Raw genomic sequence first — 16,407 nt, 5'->3', positions numbered from 1 at the left:
TTTCAGGGGGTGGCGCCGAAGGCGACGCGGGGGGCCTCCTGAAATCCGAGCACCACGCGGCGCGTGGTGGCGCTCTTCTTTTCGATCTTGGTGACCACCACGCGGCCGATTTCGGCGGTGTTGGCCACATGCGTGCCGCCGCAGGGCTGCAGGTCGATCAGGCTGGTCTCGCCGATGCGCACGGTGCGCACCGTGCCGCTGCCGCGCGGCGGCGAGACGCTCATGCTCTTGACCAGCGACGGGTTGGCGTCCAGCTCGGCGTCGCTGATGGCGCCGATGTGCACCGGGTGCGCCGCGGCCACCAGCGCGGCGATGCCGGCGCTGAGCGCATCCTTGTCCAGCGGATCGGTGAGGGCCAGATCGAGCCGCGCGTAGTCGGGCGTGATCGAGCAGCCGTTGACGGGCACCGGCACCAGGTGGCACAGCAGGTGGGTGGTGGTGTGAAAACGCATCAGCCGGTGGCGCCGCGCCCAATCGATGCGGGCGGTCAGCGCCGTGCCCGGTTGCAGCGTGGCGAGCAGCGCGTCCTGGCCCGGGGCGGGCACATGCACGATGTCGGCGGTGGGCCGGCCTTCGGCGTCCTTGCCCTTGCGGGTGTCGGCGATGGTGATCGAGGTACCGTCGGCCAGCAGCAGTTCGCCCGCGTCGCCGGCCTGCCCGCCGCCGAGCGGGTAGAACACGCTGCGGTCGAGCACGATGCCGTGTTCGTGCACGGCGGTGACGGTGGCGCTGCACTCGGTGAGGTAGGCGTCCTGGCGGAAGAGGTCCTGGGTCATGGCTTCATCTTACGGGGCAGCGGCCACAAGCCGTAAACTGCCGCCATGAAAGCGCCCGCCCGCCACTGGTCCGACCTCAGCACCGCCGACTTCGCTGCGCTCGACCGCGCGCGTGCCATCGCGGTGCTGCCGGTGGCCGCCACCGAGCAGCACGGGCCGCACCTGCCGCTGTCGGTGGACACCGACCTGGTCAACGGCGTGATCGCCGCCGCGCTGCCGCACATCCCGCACGACCTGCCGGCGCTGTTTTTGCCGACGCAGGCGGTGGGCTTCAGCCCGGAGCACACGCGCTTCGCCGGCACGCTCACGCTCAAGGCCGAGACGGTGTTGCGCCTGTGGACCGAGATCGGCGAGTGCGTGGCCGCCAGCGGCGTGAAGAAGCTGGTGCTGCTCAACGCCCACGGCGGCCAGGTGGGCCTGATGGACCTGGTGGCGCGCGACCTGCGCGCGCGGCTGGGCATGCTGGTCTACAGCGTGAACTGGTTCAGCCTGCCGCTGACCGATGCGCAGGGGCAGGACGTGAACGCGCGTTTCAGCGCCGACGAACACCGCTTCGGCATCCACGCCGGCGAAATCGAAACGGCCATGATGCTGGCGCTGCGCCCTGAGCGGGTGCGCATGGAGCAGGCCGAGTATTTCCGTTCCACCTCGCAGGACCGCGCAATGCACTTTCCCATCCTCGGCAACGGCCGGAGCGCCAAGCTCGGCTGGATGATGCAGGACTACAACGCCAACGGCGCGGTGGGCAACGCGGGCGCCGCCAACGCCGAGAACGGCCACGCCGTTCTCGACGCCGCGGGCCGCGCGCTGGCGCAGTTGCTGGGCGAGATCGACCGCCTGCCGCCCGACACGCTCACCGAACGCACCGCGTTCGACTGATCAGGCGTACGTGATCCAGTCCTGGTAGTCCGGGCTGTCCAGGTGCGGCAGCGTGTTGTAGGTCAGCAGGGTGTGGCGCCGGGCGCTGAACTGGAACTCGGTGACGGCGCTGTTGCGGATGCGCATGTTGAGGTCGATGGTGGCGTCCGGGCTCAGGCCCAGCACGTGGCCCACCGCGGTGGCGATCGGCCCCCCGCTGGAGACGATCAGCACGTTCTGACCCTTGTGGTTCGCCCGCACATGGTCCAGCGCGCTGGTGATGCCGTGCACGAAGTCGGTGTATTCCGGCATGCCCTGTGGGCTCACGGTGCCCGCCATCCACTGCGCGAGACCGTCGCGCAGCAGCCGGAAATGCGCGCGATAGCCCTCGGGTGAGTGGGGATCGCCGAGCACGGCTCCGCTTCTGCAGGGCAGCACGGCGCGGATCACCGCCTCGCTGTCGTATTCGTTGAGTCCCGGCCACACCAGCGGTTCGATGTCCAGCCCGGCCCCGCTGGCGATGCCGGCCCAGGTTTGGGCGTGGCGCTTGAGGCTGCCCGTGAGCACGGCGCCGAAGCGCAGGCCGCGCTCGGCCCAGTAGCGGCCCAGTCGTTCGCTCTGCCGCTGGCCGAGCGCGCTGAGCTGGTCGTAGTCGTCTGCGCCAAACGAGGCCTGGCCATGGCGCACAAGGTAGAGGATTCCCATGGGGTCATTCTGGTGGAGGCCGGGGCCCGGGCTTTGTCCCGACAGCGACTGCCGGCCTCCGTGCCGGCTGCGCTTTGGCCCCCGGCGGAAAAACGCGCTGGAAAATCAGGGCACATCTGGCGTTTGGCCGATGGGTCCTGTGCTTCAATGGAACCACGAAAAACCTGCCCACCTCCATGCAACTTGACTTGTTGACCATCCTGGCACTTCGGCTTTGCGTCGATGGGCTGGCGACCGCCGCGTTCTTCGCGCAAGCGCGCCGCCATCCCTCTGTGGGCGGGCCGGGCTGGTGGACGGTCTCCGGGCTGTTGGCGGCCCTGGGTTCGGTGGGGCTGGGGCTGCGTCCCGACGGACCCGAGTTGCTCACCTTCGGCGTGGCCAACACCGCGTTTGTCGCCAGCGCGGCGTTCTTGTGGATCGGACTTCGCAGCTACCTGGGGCAGCCCTACGCGCTGCGGCCGGTGCTGGCGGCCCTGCTTGCCGTGTTCGTTGGCAATGTGTTGCTGACCTCGGTCTGGGACTCGATGGCGGCGCGCCAGATCCTGTTTTCCGCGGCGGGTGTCGTGATCGCCGGCCTGGCCTTGAACGACATCCGCCGCTTCGACCCCCTTCACCGCATCCTCGAATTGCAGGTGCTGCGCTGGGTCACCTGGTTCAAGCTCGTGGCGCTGATCGGGCTGGCGGTGAGCGTCTGGTTCCTGCCGGTCAGCGCCACCGGAGAACGCACGAGCCCGGCGGTGCCTGTGCTCTTGCTGGGCACCATGATCGACGTGCTGCTGCGCCTGGTGATCTTCAGTTCTCTGGTCACGCTGCGCCTGCAGCAGCAGGGTGATCGCGCGCGGCAGGTGCTGCAGATCCGTGAGGCCGACTCGCGGGCGCTGATCGAAAACCTGAGCGCTGGCGTGATGGTGTTCCGGCCCGACCAGACGCTCGCCAGCGTCAACAGCGCGGCGCGGCGCTTTCTGGGCTGGAGCGAGCGCGATGCGCATTCGGCGATGCCCGTGCCGTTCGCGCCCGAATGGCGCTTGCTGAGCGAAGACGGGCGACCGATGCCGCGCCACGAGGTCCCGTTTGAACGCGTGCTCGCCACCGGGCAACCCGTGGCCGACGTGATCCTGGGGGTGCAGTCGGGCGACGGCGCGCAGACCCAGTGGGCGCTGTGCAACGCCTACCCCGAAAACGACGCCATCGGTGACCTGCGGCACGTGATGTTCACCTTCGTGGACATCACCTCGCTGCGCGAGGCGCAGCGACACCAGCAGGCGCTGGAGCACCAGCTGGCGCAGGCGCACAAGATGGAAGCGCTCGGCACGCTGGCGGGCGGCGTGGCGCACGATTTCAACAACATCCTGGCCGCCATCCTGGGCAATGCCGATCTGGCGCGCCAGGATCTGCCGCCCGACTCCCTGGCCAGCGAAAGCCTGGACGAGATCAGTACCGCGGCGCGACGCGGTCGCGAGCTGGTGCGCCAGGTCCAGGCCTTCAGCCGCCAGCAACCCATGGAACGCAGGCCGGTGCACGTGGCCGAGGTGGTGGCCGAGTCCTGCAGCTTGCTGCGTGCGGCCACCGCGTCTCCGTTTGAACTGGTGCAGACCTGTGCGGACGGCCTGCCGCCCATCCTGGCCGACGCCACGCAACTGAGCCAGGTGCTGCTCAACCTGGGCACCAACGCCGCCCACGCGCTGAATGGGCGGGCCGGCCGCATTGAATACCGGATCGACGCACTGGGGTCCGACGATCCGCGCCTGCCCGCCGCGGTGGTGCAGGCGTGTGCCGAAAATCGCGCGGTCCGGGTGCAGGTGCAGGACAACGGCTGCGGCATGGACGAGGCCACGCGCGTGCGCATGTTCGAACCGTTTTTCACCACCCGTGTGGTCGGTGCCGGTACCGGCCTGGGGTTGCCGGTGGTGCTGGGTATCGTGCAGACGCACGGAGGTGCCATCGAGGTGGACAGCGCACCCGGCGTGGGCACCACCTTCACGCTGTATTTCCCCGCAGTTCGGGCGCTGTCCGCGGCAACGGCCGATACCGGGCTCACCCCGGATGGGGGCACAATGACAACCCACACAAGTGGTAACACCGAGTTGCCCGGCCCCTCTTCAGTGGAGAAACCCGACATGGCTCCTGATGCGATGACCGACCCGCGCCACATCCTCTACCTCGACGACGACGACACCCTGGTGTTTCTGGTGCGCCGCCTGCTGGAGCGGCGCGGCTACAAGGTCACTGCGTTGACCGACCAGAACGAGGCCATTGAAGCCGTGCGCAGCCAGCCCGCCGGGTTTGATCTGGTGATGACCGACTACAACATGCCGGGCATGTCGGGTCTGGAAGTGGCCAAGGCCGTGCTGGCGATCAGCCCGGATCTGCCGGTGGCCTTGGCTTCGGGGTACATCACCGACGAACTGCAGGCAGAAGCGCTGGCCGCCGGGGTGCGCGAGGTGGTGTTCAAGACCGACGCGGTGGAGGCGTTCTGCGAGGTGGTGGCGCGGCTTGTGACCCCCCCGCGCCCCGCCTAAGGGCGGGTGTCTTGCAGGCCGCGTCATCGTCAGAGCCGATGACTCTTCGTCCCGTCCAAGCCTGCGCAGGCAGCCTCGGAGCCGCGGTCCTCAGCCCCCCAGGGGGCGATGCTGGCGGCCTGGCAAAGCCGGTTCCGCGGCATCCTCGGCACGAACCCTCTCGCCGGAGGGGTCCCGTTTTCAGTCCGTGTTCGACAGCACCTTGGCGAATACCTCGCTGTCGACATTGCCGCCGCACAGCGTGGTGCCGACGACCTTTCCTTTGAGGCTTTCCCGTTCCTGCCACGCAGCGGCGAAGCTGGCCGCGCCCGCGCCTTCGGCGACGTTGTGGGTGTCGGCGAACAGCGTGCGCATGGCCTGCGCCACTTCGTCGTCGCTGACTTTCACCACGTGGTCCAGGTGCGGCATCAAGACGTCGAGCGCCGCATCGTCGGCGACGCGGCAGGCCATGCCGTCGGCGAGTTCGGTGCTCACGGGGGATTCGACCACGCGTCCCGCAGCGACCGAATCGGCGTAGGTGGTGGCGTGCGCGCTGACCACGCCGACGATGCGGGCGGGGAGCCCCAGCGCGAGCTTGGCCGCGATGGCCGAACACGCGCCCGAGCCCTGACCGATGGGCACGTAGACCACGTCGAGCTGCGGCACGGCCTGGAAAAATTCCCACCAGTAGGTGCTCACGCCGCGCAGCAGGTCCTTGTGGTAGCTCGGCACCATGTGCGCGCCGCGCTCGGCGGCCAGTTGGATAGCGTGTTCGCGCGCAGCCTGGAAGTCGCCGCCGTGTTCGATCAGGTTCACGCCGAGCGCGCGCATGGCGGCGTTCTTCTCCAGCGAGTTGCCCAGCGGCACGACGATGCTGCAGGCCACGCCGTGCGCGCGCGCCGCCCAGCCGATGCTCTGTCCGTGGTTGCCGCGCGTGGCGCTCATCACTTCGCGCGGCAGCTCGCCGCGTTGCTTCAACTGGTGAAAATAGGTCAGGCCGCCGCGGATCTTGAACGCGCCCACCGGCGTGTGGTTTTCGTGTTTCACCCAGCAGTCCGCGCCCAGGCGCTGCGTCAGCGTGGCCCACCGGTATTGGGGTGTGGCCTGGAAGGATTGGTAGACCACCTGGGCGGCGGCTTCGATGTCTTGCAGGTTGGGCAGTTGAATGGACATGAGGGGCACCGGTGGTTCAAAGGAGCGAGGTCAGCGTGTGGGGGCCGTGGGGTGTATCGAGCAACGCGGTGAGCGCGGCGGGGCCCGGCGCCACGGCAAGCTGATCCAGGCCGGTGGCATTCAGCGCCTGTTGCAACGCGGTCGCTTCGGGGTGGCTGAGCGTGAGGCCGCGCAGCGCGAGCCCGCTGGGCGGCATGGCTTTGGCGGGGTGTGTCTCGCCCCACTGGATCAACGTGGGCAGGCAACCGCCGAACAGGCGCTGGCCGTCATCGCGCACGGTGATGCGCCATTGCAGCAGGCCCTTCGGTGTGGGGCGCGACGCGGCGATCACCGGGCCGCGGTGAATGCCGAGGGAGGTCAGTTGGCGGGTGGCGGCGTCGATGTCGGGCACGCTGGCCACCCAGTGCACCAGTTGCGGCCCGTGTTGGGCCAGGCGCGCCTGCAGGGCCGGGTCATCAAGATCGAACCAGCGCTTCAGCGGGGCGGGGCGCGTGGGCGTGGCCTGCGGGTTCACCGCGATGATTTCCAGGTAGGCGCGCGAGGCGTGTTCGCAGTGCAGCCGCAACAGCCGGTTGTGGGTGCCGAACAGGGCATGTTCGCCGCCCGGTCCGGGCACCCCACCCAGCGTGGCCTCGCACCAGGCCACGCCTTCGTCCAGCGTGCGCGCGGCCACCACGAGGTGGTCGATCTGCGCGCTGTGCGGGGTGGTCACAGGGTGACGTGGCCGTGAATGCAGGTGACGGACTGGCCGCCGACCCAGATCGTGCCGCTGGCGTCGCGCTCGATGAACACGCGGCCCTCACGCGCCAGCGCCGTGCCTTGCGCGGCCACGTAGCGCTCGGGCGCCAGGCCCGCGCCGATCAGCCATTGCGCGAGCGCGGCGTTCAGGCTGCCGGTCACGGGGTCTTCGCACAGGCCGTTGTTGCCGGGGAAGAAGGCGCGCACCTCGAACAACGTGTCGTGTTCATCGCGGGCACCGACCACGCCGACCTTGCCGCGCGGGCCCACCACGCCAATGTCCAGCCCGGCCAGCACCGCGCCGTCGGGCCTGAGCGCCAGAACCTGTTCGGCGCTGCGCAACATCACGCCGCGCCAGTTGGGCCCGTTGTCGCACCAGGCGTGGGCCGTGATGTCGCCGCGCGCCACGCCCAGGCCACGCGCGATCAGCGCCACGTCTTCTTCAGGCAGCGGGCAGCTCTTGATCAGCGGCGGCGCGGCGAACGCAAGCCGGTGGCCGTCGCGCCGCAGCTTGACCAGCCCGACACCACATTCCTGCACCACGTGTTCACCGCGCGGCACACCACCGGCTTCGAGCCAGGCGTGGCAACTGCCCAGCGTGGGGTGACCGGCGAAGGGCAGCTCGCGGCCGGGGCAGAAGATGCGCACGCGGTAGTCGGCTCCCGCCGCACGGCCTTCATCGCTGGGCGGCAGCAGGAAGGTGCATTCCGACAGGTTGGTCCAGTTGGTGAAGTGCTGCATCTCGGCGGCCGAGAGGCCGCTGCCGTCGAGCACCACGGCCAGCGGGTTGCCGCGGTAAGGCGTGGCGGTGAACACGTCGACCTGTTTGAAAGGGCGTTGCTGCATGGTGGGCTTCCGGTGTCAGGACAGGGGGAGATCGAGCACGCCACGGCTCGCGGGCAAACTGAGCCACTGCGCGTACCAGCGTTCCAGGTGCGGCCACGCGGGGCGCGGCTGCGGCAGGCCCCACCAGCGGTGCACCTCGCAGGCGATGGGGATGTCGGCCATGCTCAGCGCGTCGCCGGCCATGAAGGCTTGTTTTGACAGATGCTCATCGAGCTGTGCGAACAGCGGCTCGGTCGCGGCCACCGACGCGGCAATGACCTGCGGGCAACGCTGTTCGGCCGGCGTGCGGATCCATTGCTTGAAGGCGGGGCTGCCGGCCGGGTTCAGCTCGGTTTGCTGCCAGTCCATCCAGCGTTCGGCGTTGAAGCGTTGTTGCAGGTCTTGGGGGTACAGCGGTGAACCCGCGCGTGCACACAGATAACGCACAATCACGTTCGATTCCCAGAGGATGAAGTCGCCGTCTTCGAGCAGCGGCACCAGGCCATTCGGGTTCTTGCCACGGTAGTCCGGCGTGTTCACGATGCCGTAGGCCAGGCCCGCGTCGATGCGTTCCACCTCCAGCCCGAGCACCTGCGCACAGAGCATCACCTTGCTCACGTTGATCGAGCTGATGCGGCCCCAGAGGCGCAGCATGGCGTCGGCCTTATTTCAACGACTCGCGGATCGCCTGCGCCAGCGCGGCGATGCCGATATGGATCTGCTCCTCGCTGGCCGTCACGAACGACAGGCGCAGCGTGCGCGGGTCCGCATGGTCCGCGTAGAACGCGGCACCGGGCACGAAGGCCACGCCCTTGTCCACCGCCTTCGGCAGCAGCTCCACAGCGTTCATGCCTTCGGGCAGGCGCACCCAGAGGAACATGCCGCCGTCGGGCGAGTTCCACACCACGTCCAGTCCGGCCATTTCTTTCTGCAGCGCTTCCAGCATCGCGTGGCACTGCGCCTTGTAGAGCGCGCGGATGGTGGGCACGTGGCGGTGAATGAAGCCGTCCTTCAGCACCTCGGCCACCATGCGCTGGTTGAAGCTGGGGCTGTGCAGGTCGGCGGCCTGCTTGGCCTGCAGCAGCTTGGGCATGATGGCCTTGGGCGCTATCACGTAACCCAGGCGCAGGCCGGGCGCGAGCACCTTGGAGAACGAACCCAGGTAGATGCAGCCTTCGGGGTTGCGCGCGGTCAGCGGTTTCGGGGGCGGCTGGTCGAACCACAGGTCGCCGTACGGGTTGTCTTCCACCAGGGGCAGGCCGATGGCGGCGGCGCGCTCCACCAGCGCCTGGCGCCGTGCTTCGCTCATGCTGCGGCCGGTGGGGTTCTGGAAGTTGGGCAGCACGTAGAGGAAACGCGCGCCGTCGGCCTTTGAGGCCAAGTCTTCAACGTCCACACCCTCAGCATCGCTGTCCACGCTCACGATGTTCGGTTCCATCGGCGTGAAGGCCTGCAGCGCGCCGAGGTAGGTGGGCGTTTCCACCAGCACGGTGCTGCCTTCGTCGATCAGCACCTTGGCCACCAGGTCCAGGCCCTGCTGGCTGCCGGTGGTGATCAGCACCTGATCGGCCGACACGTCCCAGGGCATGCTGGCCGCGACCCATTCGCACAGCGGGCGGTAGCCTTCGCTGGCCGCGTACTGCAGCGCAGCGCGACCGTCGGTGCGCAGCACGGTTTCGCAGGCGGCGGCGAAGGCCTCGACCGGGAAGGTCTTGGGCGAGGGCAGGCCACCGGCGAAGCTGATGATGCCGGGCTTCTCGGTCACTTTCAGGATCTCGCGGATCACCGACGGGTTCATCTTGTGGGCGCGTTTCGCGAGGGTCCAGGTGCTGCTCATGAAGTCTCCTTGTTGGATTTGGGGTGTGTGACGGGCGGGGCGGCCATGCGGCGCCCCATGAAAACGGTGGCGACCACGGCGAGTGCAAAGCCCAGCGTCATCGCATCCAGCGATTCTCCCAGCAGCGGCAGGGCGGCCAGGATGCTGACGAAGGGTTGCAGCAATTGCAGCTGGCTCACGCGCAGCGCGCCGCCCAGCGCCAGCCCGCGGAACCAGGCGAAGAAGCCGGCCCACATGGAGAACACGCCGACGTAGAGCAGCGCCCACCAGGCCGAGGTGTTGATGGGTTGATCGGGCCAGGTCAGCAGCGCGCCGGGCACGGTGAGCGGCAGCGCCATCACGCAGACCCAGCTGATCACGCGCTCGGCACCGAGCACCGGCGTGACCTTGGCGCCCGCCACGTAGCCGAGCGCGGCCGCGATCACGGCGCCCACCAGCAGCCCGTCGGCCCAGGCCAGACCGAAGCCGTGGCCGAGCTGGTGCGCGCGCAGCAGGCTGTAGGCCGCCACCAGCAGGCTGCCGAGCCCGGCGAACAGCCAGAAGCCCAGGCGCGCGCGCTGGTGCAGCAGCCAGGCCGCGGCGGCGGCGGTGGCCAGCGGGAGCAGGGCGGTGATCACGGCGGCGTGGCTGGCTGTCACGTGGCGCAGCGCCCAGCCGAGCAGCAGCGGGTAACCGATGGCATTGCCCAGCAGCGAGAGCGCGAGCGGCTGGCGGTGCTCGGGCGCCGGCAGCGGCGAGCGCGTGGCCAGCAGGTAGATCAGCGACAGGCCGCCCGCCAGAGCGGCGCGCGCCCAGGTGACGAACCAGGGCGAGAGCTGGGGCGCGTCGGCCGTGCCGGTGGCCAGTCGCGTCATGGGCAGGGTGAGCGCGAACACCACCACGCCGACCAGGCCGAGCCACAGGCCCAGGGTCTGCTCGCGGTGGCTGGGCAGGGCGGGCAGCGCGGTGCTGTGGCTCATGGCTGGCCTCCCAGGCCCGTCATCAGCATCCACCCGGCGGTGAGCACCAGCGCGCTGGCCATGACGCGGTTGAACACCTGCAGGCGCGCGCCCGTGGCCACGCCGTCCACCACCGGACCGGCCAGCCAGTGGCGCAGCAGGGAACCGACCGAGGCATAGAGGAGGTTGCTGAAAAACGCGAAGGCCAGCATCAGCGGCAGCACCTGCACGAAGCGCTCCAGCGCGTCCGGCCTCCCGGCGATCCAGCCCGCCACGATGGACAGCGCCAGCATCCAGGCCTTGATGTTGAGGAACTGCAGCATCACACCCTGCAGGAAGGTGACTTGCAGCCGCTCGGCCTTGACCTGGCTGAGCGAGCGGCTGCCCCAGAGCTTCCACGCCATCCACAGCAGGTAGGTACAACCACCGATGAGGATGGCCCAGCGCAAGGCCGGCTGCGCCACGATCAGCGTGCCCAGGCCCCCGGCGCACAGCGCCAGCAGCACACCCCAGCCCACCGGCACCGCGCAGACAAAGCGCAGCGAATGGCGCAGGCCGAAGTTGGCCGCGAGCGCGGTGGACAGTGTGGTGTTGGGCCCCGGGGTGAAGCTGGTGGCCGTGGCCAGCACCAGCAGGGCGCTGAATTCGGTGGCGTTCATGGGCGGCCCTTCGCGTGTGCACACCGGTCCGGTGCCTTGAACGGACGGTTGTGAGTGAAAAGGGCTTGCGGGCGCATGGCAGACACTTTATCCTTTCACACCAATACACAAGCCATACAGTTTGGGCATTCAGTTCAACAACTGTGTGGTTCGTTCTGCCCACACACTGCCATGTTCAACACCTCCGACGCCAGCCCCGGCGATGCGTTGTCCAGTGCGCCCGCCCTCAGCCGCACGGCGGCGCAGACGCTGGCCGAGCAGCTGGCCGAACGTTTTGCCGCCCGCATCCGCGACCGCCTGCTCGCACCCGGCGCACGCCTGCCCAGCGTGCGCCAGTGCGCGGCCCAGCAGGGCCTGAGCCCGTCCACGGTGGTGGCTGCCTACGACCTGTTGCTGGCGCAGGGCCTGGTGCAGGCGCAGCGTTACCGCGGCTTTTTCGTGCGTGAACGCACGCCGCTGCGGGGCGCGGGTGCCGGGCGTGCGGCTCCGGCACCGGGCGCCGAGTCGTCCGACCGCATGGCCGCGCCGGTGAACGCAGCGGCGCTGATCCGCGGCATGTTCCACCCGGCGGGCTCGCGGCCGCAGCCCGGCATGGGCGCCTTCCCGCCGGACTGGATGGTCTCCAACTTCATGCAGGCGGCGGTGCGCCGCGTCACCACGGGGCCTGCGCTGGCCGACAACTCGCTGCGTTACGGCGAACCGCTGGGCGACGGGCAGTTGCGCCGCGTGCTGGCCGACCGCCTGCAGGTGCTGGGCCTGCCCGCTGGGCCGCAGCAGATCATCACCACCGTGGGCGCCACGCACGCGCTCGACATCGTGAGCCGCACCCTGCTGAAGCCGGGCGATTGTGTGATGGTGGAAGAGCCGGGCTGGGCGGTCGAGTTCGCGCGGCTGGCGGCCATGGGCATGCGCATCCTGCCGGTGCCGCGCGGACCGGCGGGGCCCGATCTGGCGGTGATGGCGCGCTACTGCGAAGAACACGCACCCAAGCTGTTCGTGAGCGTGAGCGTGTTGCACAACCCGACCGGCTACAGCCTCTCGCCGGCGAGCGCGCACCGTGTTCTGCAGCTCGCGCAGCAACACGGTTTCTACGTGGTGGAGGACGACACCTACGGCCACATCGCGCCCGAGCACGCCACCCGCATGAGCGTGCTCGACGGTTTGCAGCGCACCATCTACGTCAGCGGTTTCGCCAAGATCCTCGCGCCCAACTGGCGCGTGGGCTACCTGGTGGCGCCGCCCGACTGGGTGGAGCGACTGCTCGACACCAAGCTGCTCACCACGCTCACCACGCCCAGCCTGCTGGAGCGCGCGCTGGCGCACTGCATCGAGCAGGGCCAACTGCTGCGCCATGCCGAGCGCATCCGCACCCGGCTGGACGAAGCCCGCAGCCGCAGCGTGAAGCTGGCGCAGGCGGCGGGTTGCCGTTTCGTCTCGGAGCCCGCGGGCCTGTTCGGCTGGGTGGACACGGGCGTGGACACGGAGGCGCTGGCGCAGCGCATGCTGGACGAGGGCTACCTGATCGCGCCCGGCTCGCTGTTCCACGCCGCGCGCGCCCCGAGCACGCTGATGCGCATCAACTTCGCGACCACGCAGGACGCGGCGTTCTGGAAGGTGTTCAGGCGGCTGGCGGCGCGCTGAGCAGCGCGGCCAACGCGCCGTCGATCTGCTTCGCCTCGGCCTGCATCAGTGGCAGCGCGCTGCCGAAGCGTGGCCAGTCGCGTGAAAGCGCGGCCCAGTCCCTTGGACAAGCGGGCGCCGCACTCGGCCGGTTGGGGCGTTCAACCGCCTCCAAGCACCTCCCAGCGCTCCAGGGCCTGCATCCACTCAGACTCTATTTCGGCGTGTCGGGCACCCAATTGCGCGGCGCGGGCCGGATCGGTGGCAAAGAGTTGGCCCCCCGCCAGTGCGCGGTCGATCTCCGCCTGTTCGGCCTCCAGCGTGGCGATCTTCCCCTGCAGGGCTTCGAATTCGCGCTGCTCCTTGTAGCTGAGCTTGCGTTTCGGTGAGGCCGTGGTGTTGGTCACCGCGGGCACGGTCGAAACGGGGGCCAGTGCAGTGGCCGCTGCGGCGGGCGCACGCTCGCGCTGCAGCGCTTCGGCTCTCGCCGACTGCGTGAGCCAGTCCTGCACATCACCCACGTATTCGCGCCAACGGCCTTCTCCCTCTGAGACCAGCGTGCTGGTGACCACGTTGTCCAGGAAGCGTCGGTCGTGGCTGACGAGGAACACCGTGCCTTCGTATTGCTGCAGCAGGTCTTCCAGCAGCTCCAGCGTGTCGATGTCCAGGTCGTTGGTGGGCTCGTCCAGCACCAGCACGTTGGCCGGGCGCGCAAACAGCCGCGCCAGCAGCAGGCGGTTGCGCTCGCCACCCGATAGCGTGCGCACCGGTGCGTTGGCGCGTGCAGGCGAAAACAGGAAGTCGCTCAGGTAGCTCTTGACGTGGGTGCGCTTGTTGCCGATCTCGATCCACTCGCTACCCGGGCTGATGAAGTCCTCCAGCGTGGCGTCCAGGTCGATCTGGTCGCGCATCTGGTCAAAGTAGGCCACGGTTTGTTTGCTGCCCTGGCGGATCGTGCCGCTGTCGGGCGCCAGCTCACCCAGGATGATCTTCAGCAGGGTCGTTTTGCCCGCCCCATTGGGCCCGATCAGACCGATCTTGTCGCCGCGCAGGATGGTGCCGGTGAAATCGCGGACCACCATGCGTTGCCCGCCATCGGCGGTGGGGAAGGATTTGCAGATCTTCTCCAGCTCGGCCACGATCTTCCCGCTGGAGGTGCCGCTGGCCACTTCCAGTTTCACGCTGCCCAGGGCATTGCGGCGTTGCTCGCGTTGGGCGCGCAGGCCTTCCAGCCGGGTGATGCGACCCTGCGCCCGGGTGCGCCGGGCTTCCACGCCCTTGCGGATCCACACCTCTTCCTGCGCAAGCAACTTGTCGGCGCGGGCGTTGATGACAGCCTCCTGGGCCAGTTGCTCTTCTTTCAGCAGCTGGTACTGGGCGAAGTTGCCGGGGTAGCTCAGCAGGCGTCCGCGGTCCAGTTCCACCATCCGGGTCGCAACACGGTCCAGAAACGCCCGATCGTGGCTGATGGTGACGACGCTCCCTTTGTACTCCAGCAGAAGATCTTCAAGCCATGTGATGCTGTCCAGATCCAGGTGGTTGGTGGGCTCGTCCAGCAGCAGCACGTCGGGTCGGCTCACCAGGGCCTGTGCCAGGGCCACACGCTTCTTATTGCCGCCCGAAAGCGTGCCGACCGTCACATCAGGCTCCAGGTGCAGGCGGTGAAGCGTCTCCTCCACCCTTTGTTCCCAGTTCCAGGCGTCCAGTGCCTCGATGCGGTTTTGCAGGGCATCCAGATCGAGGCCGTCTTCACCGCTCAAATAGAGATCGCGCGCGGCGCGAGCATCGGCCAGACCCACACTGGCCGCCTCGAACACCGAGCTCTGCAAGTCCAGCACTGGCTCCTGCGGTACATAGGCGACGCGCAAACCGGTCTGTGTTTGTAGCGTGCCGTCGTCCGGCTTTTCCAATGCCGCCAGTATCTTCAGCAAAGAGGACTTGCCCGTCCCGTTGCGCCCGATCAGGCCAACCCGTTCCTGGGCCTCAAGAGAAAAGTCGGTGTGATCAAGCAGCGCGACGTGACCAAAGGCCAGTTGCGCGTCTTGCAGGGTGATGAGTGCCATGGGGGAGCCAGAGTCAAAGGAGACGCGATTATCCCTGTGCGCTCCATGAGGCGCGTGCAAGCCTTCCTCTTGAGCGTGGAGCGATCACGTGTTCTATATATTTAGGGCTACGCTGAACAAGTCGAGAGGTGGCGCGAGGTTTGCATGTATCGATGCACCTGAGACACTAAGGTGAAGATGAAGCAACAGACCCTGGCGATGGCAGCCGATCAAGGCGACGGATTCGAGCCCTACCGCAAGCCGACCAAGCGCGATGTGTTCCTGACGACGATGGAACAGATCGTGCCGTGGCAGGCGCTGTGCTCTGTCATCGAACCTCACTACCCCAAAGCCGGCAACGGGCGCCCACCGATCGGGCTCGAACGCATGCTGCGGATGTACTTCGTGCAGCACTGGTTCAACCTGGCCGATGAGGCCTGCGAAGAGGCCCTGCTCGACAGCACGGCGCTGCGCCGCTTTGTGGGCATCGATCTGGGGCGGGAGCGCGTGCCTGACGGGACCACCCTGCTGAAGTTTCGCCGCCTGCTGGAGCAGCACAAACTGGGCGAGGCCCTGTTTGCCAAAGTGGGAGAGGTGCTGCAGGCGCGAGGCTTGAAGGTAGGCACCGGCACCATCGTGGACGCCACCATCATCGGCGCGCCCAGTTCCACCAAGAACGCGGACAAGCAGCGCGACCCCGAGATGCACCAAACCCGCAAAGGCCAGCAGTGGTATTTCGGGATGAAGATGCACATTGGCGTGGACAGCCGCACCGGGCTGGCGCACAGCGCTGTGGTGACAGCAGCCAACGTGCACGACAAGCACCCGCTGCCCGATCTGCTGCACGGCAACGAGCAGCGTGTGTATGGCGACAGTGCCTACGCCAGCCAGAAGGCGTTGATCGGATCGAAGGCCCCCAAGGCCAAGGACTTCACCAACCAGCGCGTGCGCAGGGGTGGCGATATCGACGAGGCCGAGCGCTCCAGGAACCACAACAAGTCCAAGGTCCGCGCCCGGGTCGAACACGTCTTCGCTGTGGTCAAACGGCTCTGGGGCTTTGCCAAGGTGCGCTACCGGGGTCTGGCCAAGAACGCCACGCGCTCGTTCGTGGTGCTGGGTCTGGCCAACATCTACCTGGCGCGTCAGCGCCTCATGGCATGAGTGCGTCCGCTGCGCACTCCAAGTGCGCAAGCAACGTTGGAAGGGCCGGGGAACCCGGTCAAATCGCGAGGCTTCCCCGCGTCAGCGACACATTGGGCAGCGGGCCACTCAAATCGGCTACTTGTTCAGCGTAGCCTTAGGGGCGCTCAGATGACACCGGACCAAGGCCTGTGGCCGCTGCCCCCCTCAACATACATCTAGGATGTCTGCGCGGCAGAACGTCTCGCGGGCTGATTTGGGGGGCAACTGCGCGGTGCCTCGGGTGATTTGATCGTTCCTGTTGTTTGGCGTGGTCTGTGTGTCGGCCTTGTGCGGGTCAGAACGCTCCGTTTCGCGGCCCGAGATGCCCCGTTTTCCCTCAAGTGCCGCGCAAACTGCATATCCTTCTCAAGTTGAGTGCCAGACACACGAGCTTGAACTCGGCCTTGACCTTGTCCAGTCCCCGCAGACTGAACTGCCTGAACCCCAGCACGCTCTTGATCCACCCGTTGGGCGCCTCCACGATCCACTTCCTCTTGCGGTAGGCAGCCTTGCCTTCGGGTGTCTTCAACTTGGCATCCATCGCTGCGCTGTGCGG

At 68.1% G+C, this 16,407-nt stretch carries 15 protein-coding genes; 4 read left to right on the top strand and 11 right to left on the bottom strand.

Annotation, left to right across the window (positions count from 1 at the left end):
* Positions 1–2: 2 nt before the first annotated feature.
* Positions 3–776, bottom strand: a complete 774-nt coding sequence (locus AC0GNO_RS21355; protein WP_472905429.1) for an alanyl-tRNA editing protein — start codon at positions 774–776, stop codon at positions 3–5.
* Positions 777–821: 45 nt separating this feature from the next.
* On the opposite strand from AC0GNO_RS21355, the gene AC0GNO_RS21350 reads away from it, so the two are divergent.
* Positions 822–1,655, top strand: a complete 834-nt coding sequence (locus AC0GNO_RS21350) for a creatininase family protein (protein ID WP_472890003.1) — start codon at positions 822–824, stop codon at positions 1,653–1,655.
* On the opposite strand, the gene AC0GNO_RS21345 is transcribed toward AC0GNO_RS21350, so the two are convergent.
* Positions 1,656–2,339, bottom strand: a complete 684-nt coding sequence (locus AC0GNO_RS21345) for a histidine phosphatase family protein (RefSeq protein WP_472905428.1) — start codon at positions 2,337–2,339, stop codon at positions 1,656–1,658.
* A gap of 176 nt (positions 2,340–2,515) precedes the next feature.
* On the opposite strand from AC0GNO_RS21345, the gene AC0GNO_RS21340 reads away from it, so the two are divergent.
* Positions 2,516–4,858 carry a hybrid sensor histidine kinase/response regulator gene (locus AC0GNO_RS21340; RefSeq protein WP_472905427.1) on the top strand — a complete coding sequence of 781 codons (2,343 nt, stop codon included), beginning with the start codon at positions 2,516–2,518 and terminating at the stop codon, positions 4,856–4,858.
* 180 nt (positions 4,859–5,038) lie between these two features.
* Here AC0GNO_RS21340 and AC0GNO_RS21335 read toward each other — a convergent pair whose 3' ends face one another.
* The 7 genes from AC0GNO_RS21335 to AC0GNO_RS21305 are packed head-to-tail and all read right to left on the bottom strand — an operon-like array spanning position 5,039 to position 11,007.
* Complete coding sequence (locus AC0GNO_RS21335) at positions 5,039–6,010, bottom strand: threonine dehydratase (RefSeq protein WP_472905426.1); 972 nt, start codon at positions 6,008–6,010, stop codon at positions 5,039–5,041.
* A gap of 16 nt (positions 6,011–6,026) precedes the next feature.
* Positions 6,027–6,722 carry a VOC family protein gene (locus tag AC0GNO_RS21330; RefSeq protein ID WP_472889999.1) on the bottom strand — a complete coding sequence of 232 codons (696 nt, stop codon included), beginning with the start codon at positions 6,720–6,722 and terminating at the stop codon, positions 6,027–6,029.
* Positions 6,719–7,594 (bottom strand): PhzF family phenazine biosynthesis protein, encoded by an 876-nt coding sequence (locus AC0GNO_RS21325; protein WP_472889998.1) that lies wholly within the window; start codon positions 7,592–7,594, stop codon positions 6,719–6,721. Before AC0GNO_RS21325 ends, AC0GNO_RS21330 begins: the two co-directional genes overlap by 4 nt.
* A 15-nt stretch (positions 7,595–7,609) precedes the next feature.
* Entirely contained in the window at positions 7,610–8,227 is a 618-nt protein-coding gene (locus tag AC0GNO_RS21320) for a glutathione S-transferase family protein (protein ID WP_472905425.1), read from the bottom strand.
* Positions 8,228–8,237: 10 nt separating this feature from the next.
* Positions 8,238–9,410, bottom strand: a complete 1,173-nt coding sequence (locus tag AC0GNO_RS21315) for an aminotransferase-like domain-containing protein (RefSeq protein ID WP_472905424.1) — start codon at positions 9,408–9,410, stop codon at positions 8,238–8,240.
* Positions 9,407–10,369: a DMT family transporter gene (locus AC0GNO_RS21310; protein WP_472905423.1), complete on the bottom strand. Its 963-nt coding sequence runs from the start codon at positions 10,367–10,369 to the stop codon at positions 9,407–9,409. The genes AC0GNO_RS21315 and AC0GNO_RS21310 overlap by 4 nt, the downstream gene beginning before the upstream one ends.
* The gene (locus tag AC0GNO_RS21305) at positions 10,366–11,007 is read right to left on the bottom strand and encodes a LysE family translocator (RefSeq protein ID WP_472905422.1); all 642 of its coding nucleotides are present in this window, start codon (positions 11,005–11,007) and stop codon (positions 10,366–10,368) included. Before AC0GNO_RS21305 ends, AC0GNO_RS21310 begins: the two co-directional genes overlap by 4 nt.
* Before the next feature lie 171 nt (positions 11,008–11,178).
* On the opposite strand from AC0GNO_RS21305, the gene AC0GNO_RS21300 reads away from it, so the two are divergent.
* On the top strand, positions 11,179–12,648 hold the full coding sequence (locus AC0GNO_RS21300; protein WP_472905421.1) for an aminotransferase-like domain-containing protein: 1,470 nt from the start codon (positions 11,179–11,181) through the stop codon (positions 12,646–12,648).
* 140 nt (positions 12,649–12,788) lie between these two features.
* On the opposite strand, the gene AC0GNO_RS21295 is transcribed toward AC0GNO_RS21300, so the two are convergent.
* Positions 12,789–14,690 carry an ATP-binding cassette domain-containing protein gene (locus AC0GNO_RS21295; RefSeq protein ID WP_472905420.1) on the bottom strand — a complete coding sequence of 634 codons (1,902 nt, stop codon included), beginning with the start codon at positions 14,688–14,690 and terminating at the stop codon, positions 12,789–12,791.
* 177 nt (positions 14,691–14,867) lie between these two features.
* On the opposite strand from AC0GNO_RS21295, the gene AC0GNO_RS21290 reads away from it, so the two are divergent.
* On the top strand, positions 14,868–15,830 hold the full coding sequence (locus AC0GNO_RS21290) for an IS5 family transposase (protein WP_472905419.1): 963 nt from the start codon (positions 14,868–14,870) through the stop codon (positions 15,828–15,830).
* Positions 15,831–16,188: 358 nt separating this feature from the next.
* Here the strand turns inward: AC0GNO_RS21290 and AC0GNO_RS21285 are convergent.
* A partial coding sequence (locus tag AC0GNO_RS21285; protein WP_472905418.1) for a transposase occupies positions 16,189–16,407 on the bottom strand: 219 nt, incomplete at its 5' end.

The sequence above is a fragment of the Hydrogenophaga sp. L310 genome (genome assembly GCF_055703065.1).
This window is presented reverse-complemented; position numbering and strand designations above follow the sequence as displayed.

Excerpts from the sequence above, each read along its gene's own strand:
- AC0GNO_RS21335 (WP_472905426.1), bottom strand. The coding sequence starts at position 6,010 with ATGTCCATTCAACTGCCCAACCTGCAAGACATCGAAGCCGCCGCCCAG.
- AC0GNO_RS21300 (WP_472905421.1), top strand. The coding sequence starts at position 11,179 with ATGTTCAACACCTCCGACGCCAGCCCCGGCGATGCGTTGTCCAGTGCG.
- AC0GNO_RS21310 (WP_472905423.1), bottom strand. The coding sequence starts at position 10,369 with ATGAGCCACAGCACCGCGCTGCCCGCCCTGCCCAGCCACCGCGAGCAG.
- AC0GNO_RS21295 (WP_472905420.1), bottom strand. The coding sequence starts at position 14,690 with ATGGCACTCATCACCCTGCAAGACGCGCAACTGGCCTTTGGTCACGTC.
- AC0GNO_RS21320 (WP_472905425.1), bottom strand. The coding sequence starts at position 8,227 with ATGCTGCGCCTCTGGGGCCGCATCAGCTCGATCAACGTGAGCAAGGTG.
- AC0GNO_RS21345 (WP_472905428.1), bottom strand. The coding sequence starts at position 2,339 with ATGGGAATCCTCTACCTTGTGCGCCATGGCCAGGCCTCGTTTGGCGCA.
- AC0GNO_RS21315 (WP_472905424.1), bottom strand. The coding sequence starts at position 9,410 with ATGAGCAGCACCTGGACCCTCGCGAAACGCGCCCACAAGATGAACCCG.
- AC0GNO_RS21350 (WP_472890003.1), top strand. The coding sequence starts at position 822 with ATGAAAGCGCCCGCCCGCCACTGGTCCGACCTCAGCACCGCCGACTTC.
- AC0GNO_RS21290 (WP_472905419.1), top strand. The coding sequence starts at position 14,868 with ATGAAGCAACAGACCCTGGCGATGGCAGCCGATCAAGGCGACGGATTC.
- AC0GNO_RS21340 (WP_472905427.1), top strand. The coding sequence starts at position 2,516 with ATGCAACTTGACTTGTTGACCATCCTGGCACTTCGGCTTTGCGTCGAT.
- AC0GNO_RS21305 (WP_472905422.1), bottom strand. The coding sequence starts at position 11,007 with ATGAACGCCACCGAATTCAGCGCCCTGCTGGTGCTGGCCACGGCCACC.
- AC0GNO_RS21325 (WP_472889998.1), bottom strand. The coding sequence starts at position 7,594 with ATGCAGCAACGCCCTTTCAAACAGGTCGACGTGTTCACCGCCACGCCT.
- AC0GNO_RS21355 (WP_472905429.1), bottom strand. The coding sequence starts at position 776 with ATGACCCAGGACCTCTTCCGCCAGGACGCCTACCTCACCGAGTGCAGC.